General features: G+C 67.2%; 20 protein-coding genes. 14 read left to right on the top strand and 6 right to left on the bottom strand.

Annotated features, from left to right (window positions below):
• The first annotated feature begins 444 nt into the window (after positions 1-444).
• Both PNO31109_RS08790 and PNO31109_RS08795 read left to right on the top strand, forming a co-directional pair.
• Entirely contained in the window at positions 445-2,181 is a 1,737-nt protein-coding gene (locus tag PNO31109_RS08790) for an ankyrin repeat domain-containing protein (RefSeq protein WP_150555228.1), read from the top strand.
• Between the two features lie 209 nt (positions 2,182-2,390).
• Positions 2,391-3,593, top strand: a complete 1,203-nt coding sequence (locus PNO31109_RS08795) for a globin domain-containing protein (RefSeq protein ID WP_150555229.1) — start codon at positions 2,391-2,393, stop codon at positions 3,591-3,593.
• A gap of 96 nt (positions 3,594-3,689) precedes the next feature.
• Here the strand turns inward: PNO31109_RS08795 and PNO31109_RS08800 are convergent, their stop codons facing one another.
• The 6 genes from PNO31109_RS08800 to PNO31109_RS08825 all read right to left on the bottom strand — a co-directional run bounded on the left by PNO31109_RS08800 (position 3,690) and on the right by PNO31109_RS08825 (position 9,582).
• Complete coding sequence (locus tag PNO31109_RS08800) at positions 3,690-4,517, bottom strand: phosphodiesterase (protein ID WP_150555230.1); 828 nt, start codon at positions 4,515-4,517, stop codon at positions 3,690-3,692.
• A gap of 6 nt (positions 4,518-4,523) precedes the next feature.
• Positions 4,524-5,567, bottom strand: coding sequence for an ABC transporter ATP-binding protein (locus tag PNO31109_RS08805; RefSeq protein ID WP_150555231.1), 1,044 nt, complete (start codon positions 5,565-5,567; stop codon positions 4,524-4,526).
• Positions 5,568-5,602: 35 nt separating this feature from the next.
• Positions 5,603-6,406: an ABC transporter permease gene (locus PNO31109_RS08810; protein ID WP_150555232.1), complete on the bottom strand. Its 804-nt coding sequence runs from the start codon at positions 6,404-6,406 to the stop codon at positions 5,603-5,605.
• Between the two features lie 5 nt (positions 6,407-6,411).
• Entirely contained in the window at positions 6,412-7,236 is an 825-nt protein-coding gene (locus tag PNO31109_RS08815) for an ABC transporter permease (RefSeq protein ID WP_150555233.1), read from the bottom strand.
• A 52-nt stretch (positions 7,237-7,288) separates the two neighbouring features.
• Entirely contained in the window at positions 7,289-8,302 is a 1,014-nt protein-coding gene (locus PNO31109_RS08820; protein ID WP_150555234.1) for an extracellular solute-binding protein, read from the bottom strand.
• 200 nt (positions 8,303-8,502) lie between these two features.
• Positions 8,503-9,582 carry a LacI family DNA-binding transcriptional regulator gene (locus PNO31109_RS08825; RefSeq protein WP_150555235.1) on the bottom strand — a complete coding sequence of 360 codons (1,080 nt, stop codon included), beginning with the start codon at positions 9,580-9,582 and terminating at the stop codon, positions 8,503-8,505.
• 360 nt (positions 9,583-9,942) lie between these two features.
• Here PNO31109_RS08825 and PNO31109_RS08830 point away from each other — a divergent pair, with 360 nt between their 5' ends.
• The 12 genes from PNO31109_RS08830 to PNO31109_RS08885 all read left to right on the top strand — a co-directional run bounded on the left by PNO31109_RS08830 (position 9,943) and on the right by PNO31109_RS08885 (position 20,788).
• Positions 9,943-10,509, top strand: coding sequence for an SRPBCC family protein (locus PNO31109_RS08830; protein WP_150555236.1), 567 nt, complete (start codon positions 9,943-9,945; stop codon positions 10,507-10,509).
• A 195-nt stretch (positions 10,510-10,704) separates the two neighbouring features.
• Entirely contained in the window at positions 10,705-12,177 is a 1,473-nt protein-coding gene (locus PNO31109_RS08835) for a 2-hydroxymuconic semialdehyde dehydrogenase (protein WP_150555237.1), read from the top strand.
• An 84-nt stretch (positions 12,178-12,261) separates the two neighbouring features.
• Complete coding sequence (locus tag PNO31109_RS08840; protein WP_150555238.1) at positions 12,262-12,696, top strand: RidA family protein; 435 nt, start codon at positions 12,262-12,264, stop codon at positions 12,694-12,696.
• Between the two features lie 45 nt (positions 12,697-12,741).
• Entirely contained in the window at positions 12,742-13,290 is a 549-nt protein-coding gene (locus PNO31109_RS08845) for a 3-hydroxyanthranilate 3,4-dioxygenase (protein ID WP_150555239.1), read from the top strand.
• Between the two features lie 58 nt (positions 13,291-13,348).
• Positions 13,349-14,344, top strand: coding sequence for an amidohydrolase family protein (locus tag PNO31109_RS08850; protein ID WP_150555240.1), 996 nt, complete (start codon positions 13,349-13,351; stop codon positions 14,342-14,344).
• A 214-nt stretch (positions 14,345-14,558) separates the two neighbouring features.
• The gene (locus PNO31109_RS08855; RefSeq protein WP_150555346.1) at positions 14,559-15,752 is read left to right on the top strand and encodes an ABC transporter substrate-binding protein; all 1,194 of its coding nucleotides are present in this window, start codon (positions 14,559-14,561) and stop codon (positions 15,750-15,752) included.
• Between the two features lie 209 nt (positions 15,753-15,961).
• Positions 15,962-16,837: an alpha/beta hydrolase gene (locus PNO31109_RS08860; protein ID WP_150555241.1), complete on the top strand. Its 876-nt coding sequence runs from the start codon at positions 15,962-15,964 to the stop codon at positions 16,835-16,837.
• Positions 16,834-17,754 (top strand): branched-chain amino acid ABC transporter permease, encoded by a 921-nt coding sequence (locus tag PNO31109_RS08865; RefSeq protein WP_150555242.1) that lies wholly within the window; start codon positions 16,834-16,836, stop codon positions 17,752-17,754. The genes PNO31109_RS08860 and PNO31109_RS08865 overlap by 4 nt, the downstream gene beginning before the upstream one ends.
• 8 nt (positions 17,755-17,762) lie before the next feature.
• The gene (locus PNO31109_RS08870) at positions 17,763-18,743 is read left to right on the top strand and encodes a branched-chain amino acid ABC transporter permease (RefSeq protein WP_150555243.1); all 981 of its coding nucleotides are present in this window, start codon (positions 17,763-17,765) and stop codon (positions 18,741-18,743) included.
• On the top strand, positions 18,740-19,510 hold the full coding sequence (locus PNO31109_RS08875) for an ABC transporter ATP-binding protein (RefSeq protein WP_150555244.1): 771 nt from the start codon (positions 18,740-18,742) through the stop codon (positions 19,508-19,510). The genes PNO31109_RS08870 and PNO31109_RS08875 overlap by 4 nt, the downstream gene beginning before the upstream one ends.
• On the top strand, positions 19,507-20,217 hold the full coding sequence (locus tag PNO31109_RS08880) for an ABC transporter ATP-binding protein (RefSeq protein WP_150555245.1): 711 nt from the start codon (positions 19,507-19,509) through the stop codon (positions 20,215-20,217). The genes PNO31109_RS08875 and PNO31109_RS08880 overlap by 4 nt, the downstream gene beginning before the upstream one ends.
• A 211-nt stretch (positions 20,218-20,428) precedes the next feature.
• A complete protein-coding gene (locus PNO31109_RS08885) occupies positions 20,429-20,788 on the top strand; it encodes a helix-turn-helix domain-containing protein (RefSeq protein WP_150555246.1) in 360 nt (119 codons plus the stop codon).
• Positions 20,789-20,908: the final 120 nt, after the last annotated feature.

Below are 20,908 nucleotides of genomic sequence, written 5' to 3' on the forward strand. Positions count from 1 at the left end.
TCCCGTCGGAGAACCTGGCCGGGCGAATCCGAAAACGGAAGTGCGGCGGCTGCCCGACCATGCCCCTTTTCGACTCCTGTGCGAACCTCGACGCCCATGCCCGATACACCTCGGATCCCGTTCTCGCCGCCGAGCGGATCGGCATGCACCCGACCAAGGGGACGCCCTGGCTCGCGCGCTTGTGGGCCGCACCCGCCCGCCGGGGCGGCCCGCGAGAGCCAGGACGCTCGATTGCCCTGATTGTCCGCTGCCCCTCCTCTGCGCGCATTGCCCCGCGCCTTCACAAACCTGCCGGCTCTGCGCTTCACGGATCGCCCAATGCCCTACTCCGCCTCCCTGCCTTCCAGCGGTACACACCCGATTTCCTCTGAAGCATCCCGCCCGCTCGAAGACGCGCGCACGCCAACCGATGCCCCGCCGAACCCGTCGAACATTCTTTCGGAAATGTCCCTCGACTACCTGCTCCGTGCCCGGCGCGCCAACCTGTTCTCGTCGCATGTGCTGCGGCGCACGCTGGCGAACACGGACACGGTTGCGGCACGCGAGCTGCGCGACGCCTGCCGGGTTGCGAACACCGGCGACGTGGAAAGGATGCTGCGCCACTTCACCGCGCTGCTGTGTACGCCGGAGCCCCGCCGCACCATCGATCAGCTGGCAGACGCCGGTATCTTCATCGCACCCTCGCGTCGGTACGGCCTCTCGCCCGAGAACGCGCGTGCGCTGCTCAGCGACGAAGGGCTGCTGCTGTGGCTGCGCTTCGCGGCGGCGCCGAGCGCCTATCGCGACGTGTTCGTCGACCCGATTCTCGCGACCGACGGAGCATTGGCCAGCACCGGCGGCCTCGGCAGTCATCGCGACAGTCGCCACGGTACGCGCCCCGGCGGCAGTTCCTGCAGCGTCCACCACGCTCACCACGCCGGCGACGACACCGAGAGTCTCGACGCGAACCGCGAGCGATTCGCGACCGCGCTGCGCGTACTCGTGGCCTGCGGCCGCGACACGACGAACGACGTACCCGCCTCGGACCAACCAGGCGACGCGCATCTCCCGCTATCGCACCTGTGCAGCCGGGTGGCGCCTGAATGGTTGCCGAAGCTGCTGGGGTTTGGCAGCGACGTCAACCAGACGAGCCACCATGGTGTCTCACTGCTCACGACGGCCCTGGCGGCGCAGGCTCTGCGCATCAAACGGCGCGACCTCGATCTGCTCGTGCCGCACGACAGCCTCTACGCGCTCGCCCTCGCGCTCAGGAACCACGGTGCGAGCCTCACTCATCGCAGCAACAGCGGCTCGCCGCCGGCCGTGCTGCTTGCGCTCAACGGCATGTGCGGCGCGGCCGAAGTGCTGCTCTCGCTCGGCGTGAGCAGCAATGCGCCCGACCGCAACGGCAATACGCTCATGCATTACTTCGCCGCCACGGCACGCACCTCGCGGCGCGCGTACTGCGCATTCGTCATGTTCACGGTGGCCCTTCGCTATGGCGGCAATCCGCATTTGCCGAACGCTGAGGATCGCACGGCGTTCTCGCTGCTGCGGCAAAGCCTGCGCGTCTATGCCGACGCGGTGCAAAAGTTGCTGATCAACGCGAGAGAAATCGCCCGGCTCACGATCGCGCGCGAGCAAGACGTTCGCCACACGAACGTGTCGCACGTCACCGCCGCGATGGCCGACGAAGCGCGGCGACTCTACTCGCTGGGATGGGACCCGCTACTGCCGCACGCCTCGCTTTTCGCGGCGGCCATTTCGCTGCGTGCGAACGGCGTGGACCTCACGCAGCGCCATCCGGACGGCATGCCGCCCGTGCTATGGCTCACGCACCACGGCTTTTGCGGTGCGGCCGAGGTGCTGCTGGCGCTCACGCGCAACAGCAACACGCCGTTTCAGAACGGCAACACGCTGCTGCATCTGCTGGCGGCCGCACCGCGTCACGGCAGGGCGTCGGCACCCGCCGACTACATGCTCCACACGGCGCTGCGCTACGGCGGCAATCCGACACAGGTCAACGCCGCCGGCTTCTCCGCGCTCGCCGGCCTGCCCTCGGACATGGTGCGCTTTCTGCGCGCCGGCCTGGCCCTTTATCGGGGCGCGGCGCAGCAGGCCGCCCGTACCGTGTCCGAACTCTCCTGCGCCGGCGCGCCCGTCGATGCCGATTCGTTGCGACATTCCGCCGCAGACTTATAACATGCATTTTATTTGCATCTTATAATGACACCGCTGACGCTGCCGCTCCGGGTGATGATTCCATCGTGAGCGCCAGGGTGGCGGCAGACGCTCAGCGCATCGCAGATCGTCCGGGTTACGGAGACCGGGCCGCGATGCGTGTGCAGTCACCCACAATCGCGCCATAAAAGATGCATTTTATTTGCATCTTATATCACAGGAGTCTTGCCATGCTTTCCGCCGCTTCCCGCCCCTACATCGACGCGAGCGTGCCCGTGCTGCGCGAACATGGTCTCGCGATCACGCGTCACTTCTACGCGAGCATGTTCGAGGCGCAGCCGGAGTTGCGTCACCTTTTCAATATGGGCAATCAGGCCAACGGCGCCCAGCAGCAATCGCTTGCGTCGGCCGTGTTCGCCTACGCCGCGAACATCGACAACGCCGCCGCGCTCGGGCCGGTGCTCGAGCGCATCGTGCACAAGCACGTCTCGGTCGGCATCACGCCCGCGCACTATCCGATCGTCGGCCGCCACCTGCTCGGCGCCATCAAGGACGTGTTGGGCGAGGCCGCCACGCCGGAACTCATCGCCGCCTGGGACGAAGCCTACTGGCGGCTCGCCGGCGAGTTGATCGCAGCCGAAGCGCGTCTGTCCGAGCGCACCCGGGCGCCGCTGGGCACATTGCGCGAGCTGGTCGTGGCCGACGTCGACCGCGAGACCGATCACATCGTGTCGTACTACCTGCGCACCCCCGAGGGCGGCTCGCCGGGCGACTTCGCGCCGGGCCAATACGTGAGCGTCTCGGTCACGCTGCCCGATGGCCTGCAGCAGCGCCGCCAGTACAGCCTTTCGGACGCGCCGGGCGCCCCGCACTGGCGCATCACCGTCAAGCGTGAAGACGCCGGCGAGACCAAGCCCGCCGGTCAGGTCTCGAACTGGCTGCACGCCCATCTGAAGGCCGGCGAGCGCATTATGGTGAGCCCGCCCTACGGCGAATTCACCACGACGCTCGACGCTGCTCACCCGCTTGTGCTGCTCAGCGCCGGCGTGGGGGTCACGCCGATGATGTCGATGGTGGCCACGCTGGCCGCCAAGGGCTCGCGCCGTGAAATCGTGTTCGCCCACGCCGCGCGCGACGGGGCGCACCTCGCATTGCGCCGCCATCTGGCGTTCGCCGCGAAGGCGCTGCCGAACCTGCGCACGGTGACCTTCCTCGAGACGCCGCTGCCGACCGATCGCGAAGGCGTCGACTACACGTTCGCCGGCCTGATGGACATCTCGCGCCTCGCGCTGCCGGCCAACGCCGACTACCTGCTGTGCGGCCCCGTGCCGTTCATGCAGACGCAATGGCGCGCGCTGCGCGACGCCGGCGTGCCCGCCGAGCGCCTGCATCGCGAAGTCTTCGGCCCGGACGCGCTCGACCACCTGCTGTAAGGCACGCTCACCGCCAGCGCGCTGACGCATCAACGGCAAAGGCCCCAAATGAGAACGGGGCCTTTGTTCTTGCGTGACGCGGGTCGGTGGTGCGCGTCAGTCGATCAGGGCGCCCGAAGGGTCGTAGAACGGATGCGCGCCGCCGGCGTCGTCGACGAACGCCAGATGCGAGACCAACCCCGTCTGCGGCGTGAACCGATGCAACTGGAACGCGGGCGGATCGAGCACCCAGGCCGAGGGTCCGCCCTCGCGCAGATCGAGCGCCACCTGGTGCGCGGGCGAAGGACATACGCTCGCGATGGTTCCGGCAAAACGCGTATGGATCGGCCGATGCACGTGGCCGCAAATCAGCCGCTCGACGTTGCCGTAACGGCGCACGAGCGCGGCCAGCTTCGCGGCGTCGCCCGCATCGAGCGCCTGAACGTCCATGTGTTCGATGCCGCACGCGAACGGCGGGTGGTGCATGGCGATCACCGTGGGCGTTGCCGTATCGCTCGCGAGCGTTGCGTCGAGCCACTGCAGGCGTTCGTCGCACAACTTGCCGCCGCCCTTGGGCGGGTCCTGCGTATCGAGCGCCACGAGCCGCAGCGGCCCGAACATCGCCGTGTACTGCACGAACTCGCCGGGCCGGCCGAGGTACGTGTGCTCGGGAAACGCTTCGCGCAGCGCGTCGCGCCCGTCGTGATTGCCGATGACCAGGTAGTACGGGATTTGCAGCGGGGCGAGCAGGCAACGCAGATGCTCGTACTCCTCGCGCGCGCCGAAGTCGACGAGGTCGCCGGTGAGCACCACGAAGTCGGGGCGCGGCAAGAGCGTGTTCAGGCGCGCCACGCAGCGCTCGAGATAGGCGGCGGTATCCACGCGCCGATAGGCCAGCTTGCCGGGCCGTTTGATGTGAAGGTCGCTGATTTGCGCGAACAGCATGAGCGGTTATCCGTGAAGCGAAAAAACGTGAGCGGCGGGCAGCGACAGGCCCACCCGGTCGCCGACGCGGCACTCGCGACGGCTGGGAATCTCGACGAGCACCGTGCCGGCCGCGGACACGCCGCTCAGCGTGAGCCGCGTGCGCTCGCCGAGGAACTGCACGGCCTCGACGCGCCCCGAGAGCGAAGCCTCGTCGGCGGACACGACAACGGCGTCCTCGGGGCGGAAATACAGCTCCTCCACGCCGGGACGCATGTCGGGGCAGGAAAGCCGTCCGCCCTCCAGATGAAAATGCCCCTCGCGCCACACGCCCGCCAGACGATTGAGCGTGCCGACGAAGTTCGCCACGTGGCGCGTGGCCGGCTGGTAATAGATGTCGCGCGGCGCGCCGATCTGCTCGATGCGCCCGGCGCTCATCACCACGATGCGATCGCCCAGCGCCATCGCCTCGTCCTGGTCGTGCGTGACGTATACCGTGGTCACGCCAAGGCCGCGCAGCAGGCGGTCCATGTCGGCGCGCACCGTCTCGCGCAGCTTGGCGTCGAGCGCGGTGAGCGGCTCGTCGAGCAGCAGCACGCGCGGCTCGGGCGCCAGCGCACGCGCGAGCGCCACACGCTGCTTCTGGCCGCCCGAGAGCTGCGCGATGGCGCGATCGGCGTAGGGCGTGAGATGCACGAGGTCGAGCAGTTCGTCGACCCGCTTGCCGATCTGCGCCGACGGCAGTCCGCGCAGCTTCAGGCCATACGCCACATTGCCGCGCACGGTGAAGTTGGGAAACAGCGCGTAGTTCTGGAAGACCATGCCCACGCGGCGTTTTTCGATGGGCAGCCGCGTCACGTCCTCGTCGCCGAAGCGCACGCGCCCGCCGGCGTCGGGCCGCTCCAGGCCGGCGATCATGCGCAGCGTGGTGGTCTTGCCGCACCCCGACGGGCCGAGCAGCACCAGCGTCTCGCCCGCGCCGATCGTCAGATCGAGCGGCTGCAGCACGGTGTTGCCATGAAACGTCTTGGCACAGCGTTCGAGATGAATCGGGATGGAAGTCAGTTTCATCGTCACTCCTTGCATTCGGTGGCGGGCGGGCCCGCTCAGGCGCGCCCGCGCGCGTTGCGGACCTTGGCGCGCCGGGCCGTCATCTGCATGACGATGAGCAGCGGCACGATCAGCACGAAGAACACCGCCGTATAGGCGCTGCCGATCTCCAGGCGCAGCGACGCGTAGGCGTCGGCCAGTCCCACCGGCAACGTTTTCGTATCCGGCGTGTGCAGCATCCACGTGAGGTTGAACTCGCCGAGCGAGAGCGTCACCACGATAAGCGCAGCCGCCACGATCTCGCTGCGGATGTTGGGCAGCACCACGGTCGTGAAGCGGCGCAGAAAGCTCGCGCCGAGGCTGGCCGCGCCTTCCTCCATCAGCTTGATGCGCGAGTCGGCGCAGGCGGCGGCCACGGCGCGCACCATGAACGGCAGCGTGAAGATCACGTGTCCCGCGATGATGAAAGCGAGGCTCTCGCGAAACCCGCGCATGCCGCCATACACGCTGATCAACGCAAGCGCGCTGGCGAGCCCGGGCAACGCAATGGGCAGCGTGAGCAATTCCTCGATCCAGCGCGCGAGACGGCTTTGCCAGCGCGCCAGCACATAACCGGCCGGCACGCCGAGCAGCGTGACGAGCACGAGCGTGGCCGCACCGACATACAGCGAATTCAGAATGGCCTCGTGATAGTCCTGCCAGACCTGGATCACCCACCTGAGCGTAAGTCCGGCGGACGGGCCCCGGAAATAATTCACCGACAGGCCCGCGAGAATCGACATGGCCACGGGCACGAGCAGGAACGCGCACATGAGCAGCGTGAGCAGCAGCTGCAGCGCAAAGAGCGTTTTCTTGAGCATGCCGATCAGCCTCCTGCCGCCACCGTCTGACCGGTGAAGTTGCGGGCGAGCATGAGCACCGCCCACGTGACGATGCCCAGAATGACCGAGAGCGCCGCCGCCGTGGCGACGTTCGCGTTGAGCGTGAATTCGGTGTAGATCGTCATGGGCAGCACGTCGATGTCCGTGGCCAGCGTGAAGGCCGTGCCGAACGCGCCGACCGAGGTGGCGAAGCACATCGCGCCCGAGGCGATCAGCGCTGGGGCGAGCGCCGGCAGCGTGACGTCGCGCGCAATGGCGAACGGTCCCGCGCCGAGCGACGCGGCCGCTTCCGTGAGGGAATGGTCGAGCGATTCCGCCGCGGCCATCACGGCGAGGATCACGCGCGGAATCGAGAAATACAGGTAACCGAGAAAGAGGCCCGCGAGCGAATACGCGAACACCAGCTTCTCGCCGAACAGCCTTGCCGTCAGATCGCCGATGAGACCCTGGCGCCCCGCGAGCATGATGACCATGAAGCCGACCACCACGCCCGGAAACGCCAGGGGCAGCGTGAGCATCGACACGAGCGCCGATTTGCCGGGGAAGTCATGGCGGGTGAGGAAGAGGCCCGCCACGAGCGACAACGCCAGGGTGGCAAGCGTGACCAGTGCGGAGAGCACCACGGTCTGCCACAGGCTGTCGAGATAGCGCGCGTTGGTGAGGATCGCGCGGTAGGTCTCGAGCGCGTGACCGTCGCCGCTGACCTGCACCAATGCGGCCATCGGCAACAGCCAGAACGCCAGAAAGACCGCCAGTGCGGGTAGCAGAAGTGCCACGCGCCAGCCGCGCGGCAAAGTCAGATCACGCATCGCTTGCTTTGCTCCTCTTCCTCGTTGGCCTTTCGCCGTGAGCGCGCGCTCGTTAGCGGACGTTCTTCAGATACTGCTGGCCGAACGCGTCCTGCTGCGCCGCGAGCTTCTGCAGATCCACGGGCTTCACGCGCGCGTAGTCGGTCGCCGGCAGGAACTTCGCCGCCACGTCGGCCGGCATCGTGCTCGCCCGCACCGGACGCAGGAACGCCTGCGCCCAATGCGCCTGGCCCTTGTCGGAGAGCGTGTAGTCGATCACTTTCTTGCCGTTCTCGGCGTGCGGCGCGTTCTTCACGAGCGCGATCACGTATGGCAGCGACACCGAACCTTCCATCGGAATCACGAACTGCACGTTGGCGCGGTCCTTGTAGATGGCGCGATAGGCGTTGAAATCGAAGTCGATCAGGATGGGGATCTCGCCCGAGAGCACACGGGCGTATGCGGTCTGCTTCGGCACGATCGGCGCGTTGGCCTTGAGCTTCTGGAAGAAGCCGATCGCCGGCGCGAAGTTGTCCATCGTGCCGCCGAGCGCCTGGTTCGCGGCGATCGCGGCCGCATAGCCGGCGAAGGCGCTGCTCGGGTCGAGATAGCCCACCATGCCGCGATATTCCGGCTTGAGCAGATCGGCCCACGAGCGCGGCACCGGCTTGCCTTCGAGCGCGTCGCGATTGACGAAGAAACCGACCGTGCCCGAGTGAATCGTCGTCCACATGCCGTTCGGATCCTTCATGCTGGCCGGCACCTGGTCCCAGTTCGCGGGCTTATACGGCGCGAGCAGCCCCTTCTTCGCCGCTTCGATGGCCGACGTGATGCCCAGATAGACGATGTCGGCAACCGGCGCCTTCTGTTCGGCGATCAACTGGGCGACGGCCTGGCCCGAGTTCTTGTTGTCGAGCGGCACGCGAATGCCGGTATCCTGCGCGATGGCCCTGACCTGACCGGCCCAGTCGGCCCATTCCGGCGGACAGTTGTAGCAGATGGCGCTCTGCTGGGCGTGCGCGACGCCGGCGCCGAGCACCGAAAAGAGCGCCAGCGTGCGGGCGGCGCGAGTGATCCAAAGCTTCATTTCTGTTGGCTCCTGTGTGTCTGAGCGTGAGCGGCGTGTATGCGTGTGTTGCCATGCCGCCATTCATCTGAAAAATGCGGGCACGGGGCCCGGATGCCTGACTGCCTTGGCCGACCCTGAACTCTCTGACGGAGCCAGTCGTGGGCCAGCTTCCTTGCTGCTTTCTGGTACTTCCTGCTGCCTGTCTGTTACCCGATGCGTTAGCCGCGTACCGCAGCACGGCGCGGCGGCGCGGCCACCGTGCCGCCGCGGCGGATCTCATGCGGCAGGATCAGCGCCTGGCCGAGCGCCGCGTCCCGCATGCCTGCCGCGCTTGCCGCACCGACCGCACCCACCGCGCCCGCGCGTCCGTCGATCTGCGCGAGCAGCCGCTGCGCCGCGTGCCGGCCAATGTCCACGCTCGGCTGCACCACGGTGGCAAGCGTGGGCGAGAGCAACTCCCCCACGGCGAGTCCGTCGAAGCCGAGCACCGAGATGTCGTCGGGCACGCGCAGGCCGGCTTCGCGCAACGCGCGCATCACGCCGAGCGCGAGCAGGTCGTTCGAGCAGAACAGGGCCGTGGGGCGCGCGCCGTCGCGCTCTCGCTGCGCCAGCCATTCGCGCACCCGCTCGCCGCGCGCGCCGCTGTTGAAATCGATCTCGAACGCCGGCAGCGGCGTGAGGCCGGCGGCGCGCATGGCGTCGCCGTAGCCGAGATAGCGGCGCTTGGCGCGATCGGACGCATGTAACGCGCCCGTCACCATGACGATGTCGCGGTGTCCCGCCTCGATCAGCATGGCCACGCCCTGCGCCGCCGCGGCGCGGTTGTCGACCGACACGCACGGGCGCAGCGGCGCGTCGTTGTACACGAGCTGGCACGCCACGCCTTCCGCGCTCAAATCGTCGACGAGCGCGCTATGCTCGGCATCCGCCAGCGTGAGCAGCAGGCCGTCGACGCGCTGCTGCAGCAGGGTCTCGATGGCGTTTCGCTCACGTTCGGGGTCGTATTGGGTGGTGACGAGCAGCAGGCGATGCCCGGTGCCGTCGATCGCCGCCTCGATGCCCTCGAGGCAGTCCGCGAAGACCGGGTTGCCGAGCGTGGGCAGCATCACGCCGATGAGTCCGGTGCGCTCGCCGCGCAGTTGGCGCCCCAACGCGTTGGGACGGAATTTCAGCTCGGCTGCGGCCGCCTGCACACGGGCGAGCGTCTCGGGACGCACGAGCTGCGGCGAATTGAGTGCGCGCGAGACCGTCGCGATCGAACACCCCGCGCGCTGTGCCACGTCCCGGATATCAGCCACACTCGTCTCCTCGATAGATACCGCCTGAACGCCGTGGATTTCGGAGTTGGCGGCTTTTGCGCAAATGTAAACGTTTACGAAAACGTTTTCACTCCGGGATTCTATGGAGACATTGTGATGAATTGATGACAGCGCGCGTCTGTCCCGCCCCTCATGCTGCACGCGCCCCCGGCAGGAGCCTGCCATCGCCCCGATGTCCCACGGGATTCGGCGAGGGTCGAGCGCCGAACGTCGAGGGCCGAGCGTCGAGCGTCGAGCGTCGAACGTCGAACGTCGATACACCGATGCGCCGCCTATACTGAAATTCCCCCCTCGCGACAGGGCGTGACGGCACCCTTCTCTCCACGACCGGGACTGGCCATGAACGACTATCACTTCCTCACCCTGTGGCGGCTCACCGCGCCGCTCGACGAAGTCTGGGACACGATTCGCGACATCGATCACTGGGCCCGCTGGTGGCCATGCGTGCGCGAGGTGCGCACGCTCGAGGCGGGCGACACCGACGGCGTCGGCGCCGTGCGCGAACTCACCTGGCACGGCGCGTTGCCCTACTCGCTCACGTTCCTGAGCCGCGTGACCCACGTCGAGCCCATGCGCGAAGTGCGTACCGAGGCCAGCGGCGAGGTCGAAGGCGCAGGCGTGTGGCGCTTCGAGAAGGAAGGGGCGATCACGGTGGTGCGCTACGTGTGGGACGCTCACACTCGGCGCGTGTGGATGGACAAGCTCGCGCCGCTCGCGCAGCCGCTCTTTCGGTGGAATCACAATTACGTGATGCGACGCGGCGGCGAGGGCCTCGCCGCCGTGCTCAACGCGCATCTGGTCGAGTGCCTCGACACCGAATTGCCGCCCGCCACGATCGGCGAGGAACGCACGCCGCGCGACCTGCGTCAGGCGCGCGCACGCATGAGCCACACGTCGCGGCACTGAGCCGCGGGCGACGCGACAGGCCGGGCGGATCGCGTCCGGCGGCATGTCGCCGCCCTGGTATTCCATCACGGAATAGACGATCCGATAGATTTCATTATTTTTTATAGACCCGGATGCCTAGACTGGGGGCATCCGGCGATTCGCGCTGCACAGCGCTCGCCTTCGTGCAACGACACTCAAGCTCCAGGAGACCTCGTGAGCCTTGCGACTCCGCCGCTGCTGCGGCACTACGTGGATGGCGCGTTCGTCGCCACCGATCGCCAGTTCGACAACGTGAGCCCGGTCGACGGCCGGCTCGTCGCCAAGGTATGCGAGGCGGACGCGGCCACCGTCGGGCGTGCGGTCGCGGCGGCGCGCCGCGCGCTGCACGAAGGCCCGTGGGGCAGGACCACGCCGGCCGAACGCGCCGCCGTGCTGCACCGCATTGCCGACGGCATCCAGGCGCGCTTCGACGAGTTCGTCGCTGCCGAAGTCGCCGACACCGGCCGCCCGGTCGAACAGGCGCGCACGCTCGACGTCGCCCGCGGCATCGCCAACTTCCGCATGTTCGCCGACCTCGTCAAGACCGCCGGCAGCGAGGTCTACGAGATGCGCGCGGCCGACGGCGCCGACGTGATGAATTACGTCGCGCGCAAGCCGCTCGGCGTGATCGGCATCATCTCGCCGTGGAACCTGCCGCTGCTGCTCTTCACGTGGAAGGTCGCGCCGGCGCTCGCCATGGGCAACTGCGTGGTGGCCAAGCCGTCGGAGGAAACGCCCTCCTCGGCCACGCTGCTCGCCGAAGTCATGCACGAAGCGGGCGTACCGCCCGGCGTATTCAACCTCGTGCACGGCTTCGGGCCGGACTCGGCCGGCGAATTCCTCACGAAGCACCCCGACGTGGCCGCCATTACCTTTACCGGCGAGTCGCGCACGGGCAGCGCCATCATGAAGGCCGTGGCCGACGGCGTAAAGGAAATCTCGTTCGAGCTCGGCGGCAAGAACGCCGCCGTGGTGTTCGCCGACGCCGATTTCGACGCGGCCGTCGACGGCGTGGTGCGCTCCTCGTTCACCAATGCCGGACAGGTCTGCCTGTGCTCGGAGCGCGTCTACGTCGAGCGCCCCATCTTCGAGCGCTTCGTGGCCGCGCTGGCCGAGCGCGCCGCCGCGCTGCGCATCGACGCGCCCGAGGCGCCCGGCGTGCAGATGGGGCCGCTCGTCTCGCGCAAGCACCGCGAGAAGGTGCTCTCGTACTATCGCCTGGCCGTCGAGGAAGGCGCCACGGTGGTGACCGGCGGCGGCGTACCCGTCTTCGGCGACGCGCGCGATGAAGGCGCATTCGTGCAGCCCACGGTCTGGACCGGCCTGCCCGACACGGCCCGCTGCGTGCGCGAGGAGATCTTCGGCCCGGTGTGCCACGTCGCGCCATTCGACAGCGAGGACGAAGTGATCCGCCGCGTCAACGACAGCGACTACGGCCTCGCGGGCTGCGTCTGGACGACCGATCTGTCGCGCGCGCACCGCGTGGCGCGCCAGTTCCAGACCGGGCTCGTGTGGGTCAACACCTGGTTCCTGCGCGACCTGCGCACGCCGTTCGGCGGCGTGAAGCTCTCGGGTCTGGGCCGCGAAGGCGGACGCCACTCGCTCGACTTCTATTCCGAAATCACCAACATCTGCATCAAACTGTGAGGCGACGGTGCGGGGGTTCCGATGGGGGTCGGGCCACCGCACCCGCGCGCCGTCCACGACAAGGCACAACGGAGGCAAGGCAACATGAGCGCAACGCAAGACACGCAGGCCCGGGTGATCGCCGGCAAGGCCAGGCCGCGCGGCAGGTTCCCGCACATCAAGCGTGCCGGCGACTTTCTGTTCGTCTCGGGCACGAGTTCGCGCCGCCCGGACAACACTTTCGCGGGCGCCGAAGTCGATGCGCTGGGCGTGACGAAGCTCGACATCCGCGCGCAGACGCGCGCCGTCATCGAGAACATCCGGGACATACTCGCGAGCGAAGGCGCCTCGCTCGCCGACGTGGTCGAAGTCGGCGCCTTTCTCGTGAACATGAACGACTTCGGCGGCTACAACGAGGTGTACGGCGAGTACTTCGACGAGAACGGGCCTACCCGCACCACCGTGGCGGTGCATCAACTGCCGCACCCGCTGCTGCTCATCGAGATCAAGTGCGTGGCCTATGCGCCGCGCGCCCGCTGAGCGCGAACGCCCCCCAACCTGACGCGGCATGACACGGGAGACAGCATGTTGACGTATGGCAAGCCTTTCAATTTCCAGCGCTGGATCGACGATCACGCGCATTTGCTCAAGCCGCCCGTCGGCAACCAGCAGGTCTGGCACGACAGCGACTTCATCGTGACGGTCGTGGGCGGCCCGAACCATCGCACCGACTATCACGACGATCCCCTCGAAGAGTTCTTTTATCAGTTCAAGGGCAACGCCTGGATCAACCTGTGGATCGACGGCAAGGCCGAGCGCGTCGATCTCAGGGAGGGCGACATCTTCCTGCTGCCGCCGCACGTGCGCCATTCGCCGCAGCGGCCCGAAGCCGGCAGCCTCTGTCTGGTGATCGAGCGCCAGCGGCCGGCGGGCCTGGTCGACGGTTTCGAATGGTACTGCCTGAACTGCGGCACGCAGGTGCATCGCGTGCAGGTGCAGCTCAAGAGCATCGTGACCGACCTGCCGCCGCTCTTCGAAGCGTTCTATGGCAGCGAGTCGCTGCGCCGTTGCCCGGCCTGCGGCGAGATCCATCCGGGGCGCGCCGCGCAACCGAAGGCGGTCGCCTCGGCGTAAGCCGCCGCGCGGGCCCGCCGGCCCGTCACGCCCCTTTCCGTCCAACACACGTCACGTCATGAAGAAAATCGACATGCACGCCCACTTCTTCCCGCGCATCTCGCGGGAGGAAGCGGCCCGGCTCGACCCCGCCACCGCGCCCTGGCTGCGCATCGACGAGGGCGGCGAGACCGGCAACATCATGCTCGACGGCCGCGCCTTTCGCCCGGTCTACCGCGCGCTGTGGGATCCCGCGCTGCGCGTCGAGGAGCTCGACCGTCACGGCATCGACCTGCAGATCGTGTGCGCCACGCCCATCATGTTCGGCTACCGCTACGACGGCCGCACCGTCATGGACTGGGTGCAGCGCATGAACGACCTCGCGCTCGAGCACTGCGCCTACGCACCCGCGCGCCTGAAGGCCATGGCGCAAGTGCCGCTGCAGGACCTCGAACTGGCCTGTGCCGAGGCCTCGCGCGCCAAGGCCTGCGGCCATGTCGGGGTGCAGATCGGCAACCATCTCGGCCCGCGGGACCTGGACGACGAGCATCTCGTGAGCTTTTTGCGGCACTGCGGCAACGAGCGCATTCCCGTGCTCGTCCATCCGTGGGACATGATGACCGACGGCCGCATGAAAAAGTGGATGATGCCGTGGCTCGTGGCCATGCCCGCCGAGACGCAGCTCTCGATCCTCTCGCTCATCCTGTCGGGCGCCTTCGAACGTCTGCCGCGCTCGCTCAGGCTCTGCTTCGCCCACGGCGGCGGCGCCTTCCCATATCTGCTCGGCCGGGCCGAGAACGCGTGGCATTGCCGCGACATCGTGCGCGCCGACAGCCCCCACCCGCCGTCCCATTATCTCGACCGCTTCTACGTGGACAGCGCCGTGTTCGACCCGCGCGCCCTGCGCCTGCTGGTCGACACCATGGGTGTGCAGCGCATCATGCTCGGCTCCGACTACCCATTCCCGCTGGGCGAGCAGGACATCGGCCGTCTGGTGGCCGAACAGCCGGGGCTCGACGCGGCCGACCGGCAGCGCATTCTGGCCGACAACGCCCGGGAGTTCTTCGCCCTGTAACTGGTGCTTTCCCGAGGTGTTTTTGAAATTGCTTGCCTACGTAATAGGCGTCGTTTAGGCTGGGCACTGAAATAGTTGATGCTTAAACAATTTAGCCCTATCCAACGCGCCAGGCCTGTGACGACCGACGTGAAGAAGCGGTCGAGCATCCCGGCGCCAGTCCTTCCTCTGCTGACAGTGCTTGCCAGAACCGGAACTTAGTTTGGAGACCATGATGACGGGAACGAAGACCACGCAACGCAAAGCCATCGCCGCGCTCGGCGCCCTTGCTGCCGCCGCGGCGCTGTTCGCCTCGGGCGGCGCGCACGCTGACGTGAAGATCGGCTTTATCGGTACGCTCTCCGGGCCCGGCGGCGCGCTGGGCCAGGACCAGTACGACGCGTTCATGCTCGCCATCGAGCAAAAGGGCGGCAAACTCGGCGGCGTGCCGGTGCAGGTGATCAAGGAAGACGACCAGCTCAAGCCCGACGTCGGCGTGCAGGCCGCGCAAAAGCTCGTGGAGCGCGACAAGGTCTCGATCATCACCGGTGTGACGTTTTCCAACGTGATGATGGCCATTCACAAGAACGTGACCAACGCGGGCGTGATCATGGTCGGCTCGAACGCCGGCCCGACCCCGATCGCCGGGGCCCAGTGCTCGCCGAACTTCTTCTCGACGTCGTGGGACAACGATGAACTGCACGAGGCCGGCGGCCAGCTCTCGACCGACCTGGGCTACAAGAAGATGTACGTAATGGCCCCGAACTATCAGGCCGGCCGCGACGCCGTGAACGGCTTCAAGCGCGACTACAAGGGCCAGATCGTCGACGAGGTCTACACGCAGGTCAACCAGCCCGACTACTCGGCCGAGATCGCCCAGTTGCAGGCGGCCAGGCCCGACGCCGTGTATGTGTTCTATCCGGGCGGCATGGGCGTGAACTTCGTCAAGCAGTATCGCCAGGCCGGCCTGCTCGGCAAGATTCCGCTGATCTCGGTGTCGACCATCGACGGCTCGACGCTGCCCGCGCTCAAGGAACTGGCCGTGGGCGCCATCACCAGCGCGCCCTACTCGCCCGATCTCGACAACGCGCAGAACAAGCAGTTCGTGGCCGCCTTCCAGAAGAAATACAACCGCGTGCCGTCGATGTACGCCGCGCAGTCCTACGACGCGGCCAACCTGATCGACTCGGCGCTCACCAAGACCCGCGGCAACGCGGCCGATCGCGAAGCGCTGCGCGCGGCGCTCAAGGCCGCCGACTTCCAGTCGGTGCGCGGGCCGTTCAAGTTTGCCAGCAACCAGTTCCCGATTGCGCAGTTCTACCGCGTGGACGTGGTGAAGGACGCCACGGGCGCCGCGTTCGCGGCCAAGGGCAAGATCGACATCAAGACGCGTGCCGATCTGGCCGCGCAGTGCAAGATGAAGTCGTAAGGCCGCGCGCCCCGACACGCCTGAGCCCGCGAGCGGCGGCGCGGTGTCGCGCGACGCTGCGCCGCACGACGAATCTGCCGCAACCGGCGCGCGCATGACGCGCGGCATCGCGCGCGCCGGACGCCGTTGCTGATGTGCCCCTGGCGCCGTGCGCCCGCCGGCACCGGCGTTGCACGACCCGAGCCACACCTGAGCACCATCGAGGGTTTATGAAGCGCTATCGCAATTTCGACGAGGCCGAGCTGGACGTTCAATACAACGCTCGCGCCACCACGCCCAACGTTCTCGACACCCTCGCGCAGTACGCCGCCCAGAGCGCGCACGCACGCGAGACCACGCCCTGCGTTCTGGACGTGGCCTACGGGGATCACCCCGACGAGACGCTCGACATCTTTCCCGCGCCGCAGCCGGGCGCCCCGGTTTTCTTCTTCGTCCACGGCGGCTACTGGCGCGCCCTCAACAAGAGCGACTCGAGCAACATGGCGCCCGCCTTCACGCGTGCCGGCGCCACGGTCGTGACCATCAACTACACGCTCGCGCCCGCCGCGTCGCTCGACACCATCGTCGACCAGACGCGCCGCGCGCTGGCGTGGGTCTACCGCCACATTGGCGAGCACCATGGCGATGCGCGCCGCATCCATGTGTGCGGCAGCTCCGCCGGCGGCCATCTGGCGGGCATGCTGCTCGCCGGCGGCTGGCACGCGGACTACGGTGTACCGGAGGACGTGATCGCCGGCGCCGCACCGCTCTCGGGCCTGTTCGATCTCACGCCGATTCCGTACACGCATATCAACGAGTGGATGAAACTCTCGGCCGAGGACGCTCGCCGCAACAGCCCGTACTTCCATCTGCCCGGCCGGGGCTGCCCGATCGTGGTGTCCTACGGCGAGACCGAGACGGCGGAGTTCAAGCGACAGAGCGACGATTACCTCGCCGCGTGGCGTGAGCGCGGCTTTCCCGGCGAATACGTGCCCATGCCCGGCACCAACCATTTCGACATCGTACTGACGCTCAACGACCCGACCAGCCCGCTCACACAGGCGATCTTCCGTCAGATGGGCCTCGCCGCCCGGGAGGCAACATGAGTCTCACGCTGTTTCTCATGCAGTGCCTGAACGGGCTGCAACTCGGGGTGCTGCTGTTCCTGATGGCCGCCGGCCTCACGCTGGTGTTCGGCATCATGAACTTCGTGAACCTCGCGCACGGCTCGCTGTACATGATGGGCGCGTTCATCGCCGCGACCGTGTACAACCACACCGGGTCGTTCGCGCTCGCGGCCGTGGCCATCGTGCCCGCCATGCTGCTCATCGGCCTGATCGTGGAGTTCGTCGCGCTCAAGACGCTCTACGATCGCGACCACCTCGATCAGGTGCTCGCCACCTTCGGCCTGATCCTGTTCTTCAACGAGCTGGCGCGCATGATCTGGGGGCCGTCGCCGTACTACATGGAAGTGCCCGAGTGGCTCGCCGGTACGGTCGATCTGTTCGGCCTGCCGTACCCGGCGTATCGCTTCCTGATCATCGTGGTGGGCCTGGCCGTGGCGCTCGGCTGCTATGTGCTCATCCACCGCACGCGCATCGGCATGCTGATCCGCGCGGGGGCAACGCATCGCCAGATGGTCGGCGCGCTCGGCGTGAATATCGTGCTGCTCAACTCGCTGCTGTTCGGGCTCGGCGCGATCCTCGCGGGCATTGCCGGTCTGATGGCCGGTCCGATTCTGTCCGTGCAGCCCGGCATGGGCGAGCCGATTCTGATCCTGACGATGGTCGTGATCGTGATCGGCGGCATCGGCTCGGTGCGCGGCGCGTTCCTCGCGGCGCTGATCGTCGGCGTGGTCGACACCGTCGGGCGCACGGTGCTGCCCACGCTGCTGCGCAGTCTGCTCGAGCGCAGCACGGCCGACACCGCCGGCCCCGCGCTCGCCTCGATGCTCATCTATCTTGTGATGGCGGCAGTGCTTGCCGTGCGTCCGCAAGGTCTCTTCCCGGTCAAACACGGTTGACGATGGAAATGAAACTCAATCTTCGCACCGCCGTGCCATTGCTGCTGCTGGCCCTGCTGGCACTGGTGCCCCTGTACGCGACGTTTGCGCAGCAACCGTTCTTTCTCACGCTGTTCGGACGCATCGTGGTGTTCGCCATTGCCGCCGTCTCGCTCGACCTGATTCTCGGCTACGGCGGCATGGTGAGCTTCGGCCACGCGCTGTACCTCGGCCTCGGCGCCTACGTGGTCGGCATCCTGAGCTATCACGGCGTGGACAACGGCTTCCTGCACCTGGGCGTGACGCTGCTGCTGTGCGCGCTGGTGGGCGCCGTCACCGGCCTGCTCTCGCTGCGCACCACGGGCATCGCGTTCATCATGATCACGCTCGCGTTCGCGCAGATGTTCTACTTCCTTGCGGTGAGCCTCAAGCAGTACGGCGGAGACGACGGCCTGCCCGTGTCGGCCGCCAGCCGCTTCGGCGGCGTCTCGCTCGACGATCCCGCGCTCCTGTACTACGTGGCCTTCGCCGTGCTGTGTCTGTGCCTGTGGGCCGGCCGACGGCTCGTCGATGCACGCTTCGGCATGGTCATTCGCGGGGCGCGCCAGAACGATCGCCGCATGCGCGCGCTCGGTTACCCCACGCTGCGCTACAAGCTCGTGGCCTACGTGATCAGCGCGATGATCTGCGGCGTGGCCGGCATGCTGTACGCCAACCTCACGCACTTCGTCTCGCCGGCCTACATGGCGTGGACCGCGTCGGGCGAACTCATCGTGATGGTGGTGCTCGGCGGACTCGGCTCGTTCTTCGGGCCCCTGCTCGGCAGCGCCGCCATGCTCCTGATCGAGGAATGGCTCAAGGGCATGACCGAGCACTGGATGATCGTGTTCGGCCCGCTCATCGTGGTAGCGGTCCTCATCTCGCGGCGCGGCCTGTACGGGCTGCTCGGCGATCTTCAGGTGCGGCTCGCCCGACGCGCCGGCACCGACACCGTGGAGGGCAAGGCATGAGCCTTCTCAAAGTCGACCGACTGGTCAAACGCTACGGCGGCCTGACCGCGACCGATCACTTCTGCCTGGACGTCGCGCCCGGCGAGCTGCACGCGATCATCGGCCCGAACGGCGCCGGCAAGAGCACGCTCATCGGCCAGCTCGCGGGCGAGTTGCGCTCGGACGAAGGCACCATCCTCTTCGACGGACGCGACATCACGGCCATGCCGATCGAGCAGCGCGCCCACGCGGGACTCGCACGCTCGTACCAGATCACTTCGGTATTTCGCGAGTTCACGGCGCTGGAGAACGTGCTCGTGGCCGTGCAGGCGATGCAGGGCCACAGCTTCGGCTTCTGGCGTCCGGCCATTCGCGACGCGGCGCTGGTCGAACCGGCCCGCGAGATTCTGGCGCGCACCGGGTTGGCCGCGCGCATGCACGTGCCGGCGAGCGCGCTCGCCCATGGCGAGCACCGCCAGCTCGAGCTGGCCATGGCGCTGGCCGGGCGTCCGAAGCTGCTGTTGCTCGACGAGCCGATGGCCGGGATGTCGCAGGCCGAGTCCGAGCAGATGACGCATCTGCTCGCCGATCTCAAGGGCGACTACGCCATCGTGCTTGTGGAGCACGACATGGACGCCGTGTTCGCATTGGCCGACCGCATCACGGTGCTCGTCTACGGGCGCGCCATCGCGTGCGGCAACGCTGAGGCCATCCGTCGTGACGCGGGCGTGCGTGAAGCTTACCTCGGGGACGAAACCCGCAACGAAATGCTGGGAGCGACGGCATGAGCGTCTTGTTGTCTTTGCGCGGCGTGGAGTCGTACTACGGCGCCAGCCAGGCGCTGTTCGGCATGCAACTGGAGATCGAGCGCGGGGCGTTCGTCACGTTGCTCGGCCGCAACGGCATGGGCAAGTCGACCACCGTGAAGTCGATGACCGGGCTCATGCGAGCCGCGCGCGGCGAGATCGTATTCGACGGCCAGCCGATTCACGCGAGCCCGTCGCACCGCATTGCGCGGGCCGGAATCGGACTCGTGCCGGAAGGACGCCAGATCTTTCCGACGCTGACCGTGCGCGAGAATCTGGTGGCCACCGCGAGCAACCGGCACGGCGCGCATTCACCGTGGACGCTCGAGCGCATTTACGCGCTGTTTCCGCGCCTGCGCGAGCGCGAAAAGAACCTCGGCAGCAACCTCTCGGGCGGCGAGCAGCAGATGCTCGCCATCGGGCGCGCGTTGATGACGAATCCGAAATTGCTCATTCTCGACGAAGCAACGGAAGGTCTCGCGCCGCTCATTCGCGGTGAAATCTGGCAGTGCCTCAAGCAACTCAAAGGCAGCGGCCTGTCGATCCTGTGCATCGACAAGAATCTCGCGCCCATGCTCGAGCTTGGCGACCGTCACTACATCGTCGACAAGGGCCGCGTGGCTTGGCAAGGCGACTCGAATGCATTGCGCGAAGCATTGCCGCAATTGCAGACGTACCTGGGTGTTTGAGGTGCGCCGTCAGCGGCACGTCCCGCACGCGGGATGTGCACTGCACGGCACGCGTTTCGCATGATCTGCGTAGTACTCGATAGGTGTCAGACGCGAAAATCGCGAGTGATTTGTGAAAGCACCCAGCCGGTCAATGTGATGCAATCGGCTCCGCTTGATTGATATTTGCAAGCGCCTTTCCTTCACTCTCATCAGGACACCGGTCAGGACTATGGCTTACTCAAACACGCCTTCCAATCCCTTCCGCTGGCTGCTTTCGCAGGACACCGGTGCGCCGCCGCCCACCGAGCCGGCACACGTCGAGAACGGTCTTCCTGCGGATCTTCCGCTCAATATCAAGGAGCTGCCGCGCACGCCGTTGCCAAAGCTCGAGGTCTTTCCGGACGAGTTGCTGGCGCTGCGCAAGCATTTAGGGATGTCACGCAATGTCTTCGCGCATTATCTGCGCACCAATCCGCGCACGTTGGAAAACTGGGAACAGGGCCGCGCGCGCCCCAACGCACAAGCGGCCTGCCTGATCCGGCTCGTGCAGCAGAACCCCGCGCTCGTCTCATCGCTGGCCCGCCTGTAAGCACGGAGCCGCCGCTCCATAAGCCACGTCGGGTGGCCTTGCCGCGGCGCCGGGGCAACTCCCGGGGCCGCGGCACTTGGGTGGTACGTCGACTCGCACACGGCTCGACGTGCCACCCTT

Source organism: Pandoraea nosoerga (genome assembly GCF_902459585.1).
GTDB lineage: Bacteria > Pseudomonadota > Gammaproteobacteria > Burkholderiales > Burkholderiaceae > Pandoraea > Pandoraea nosoerga.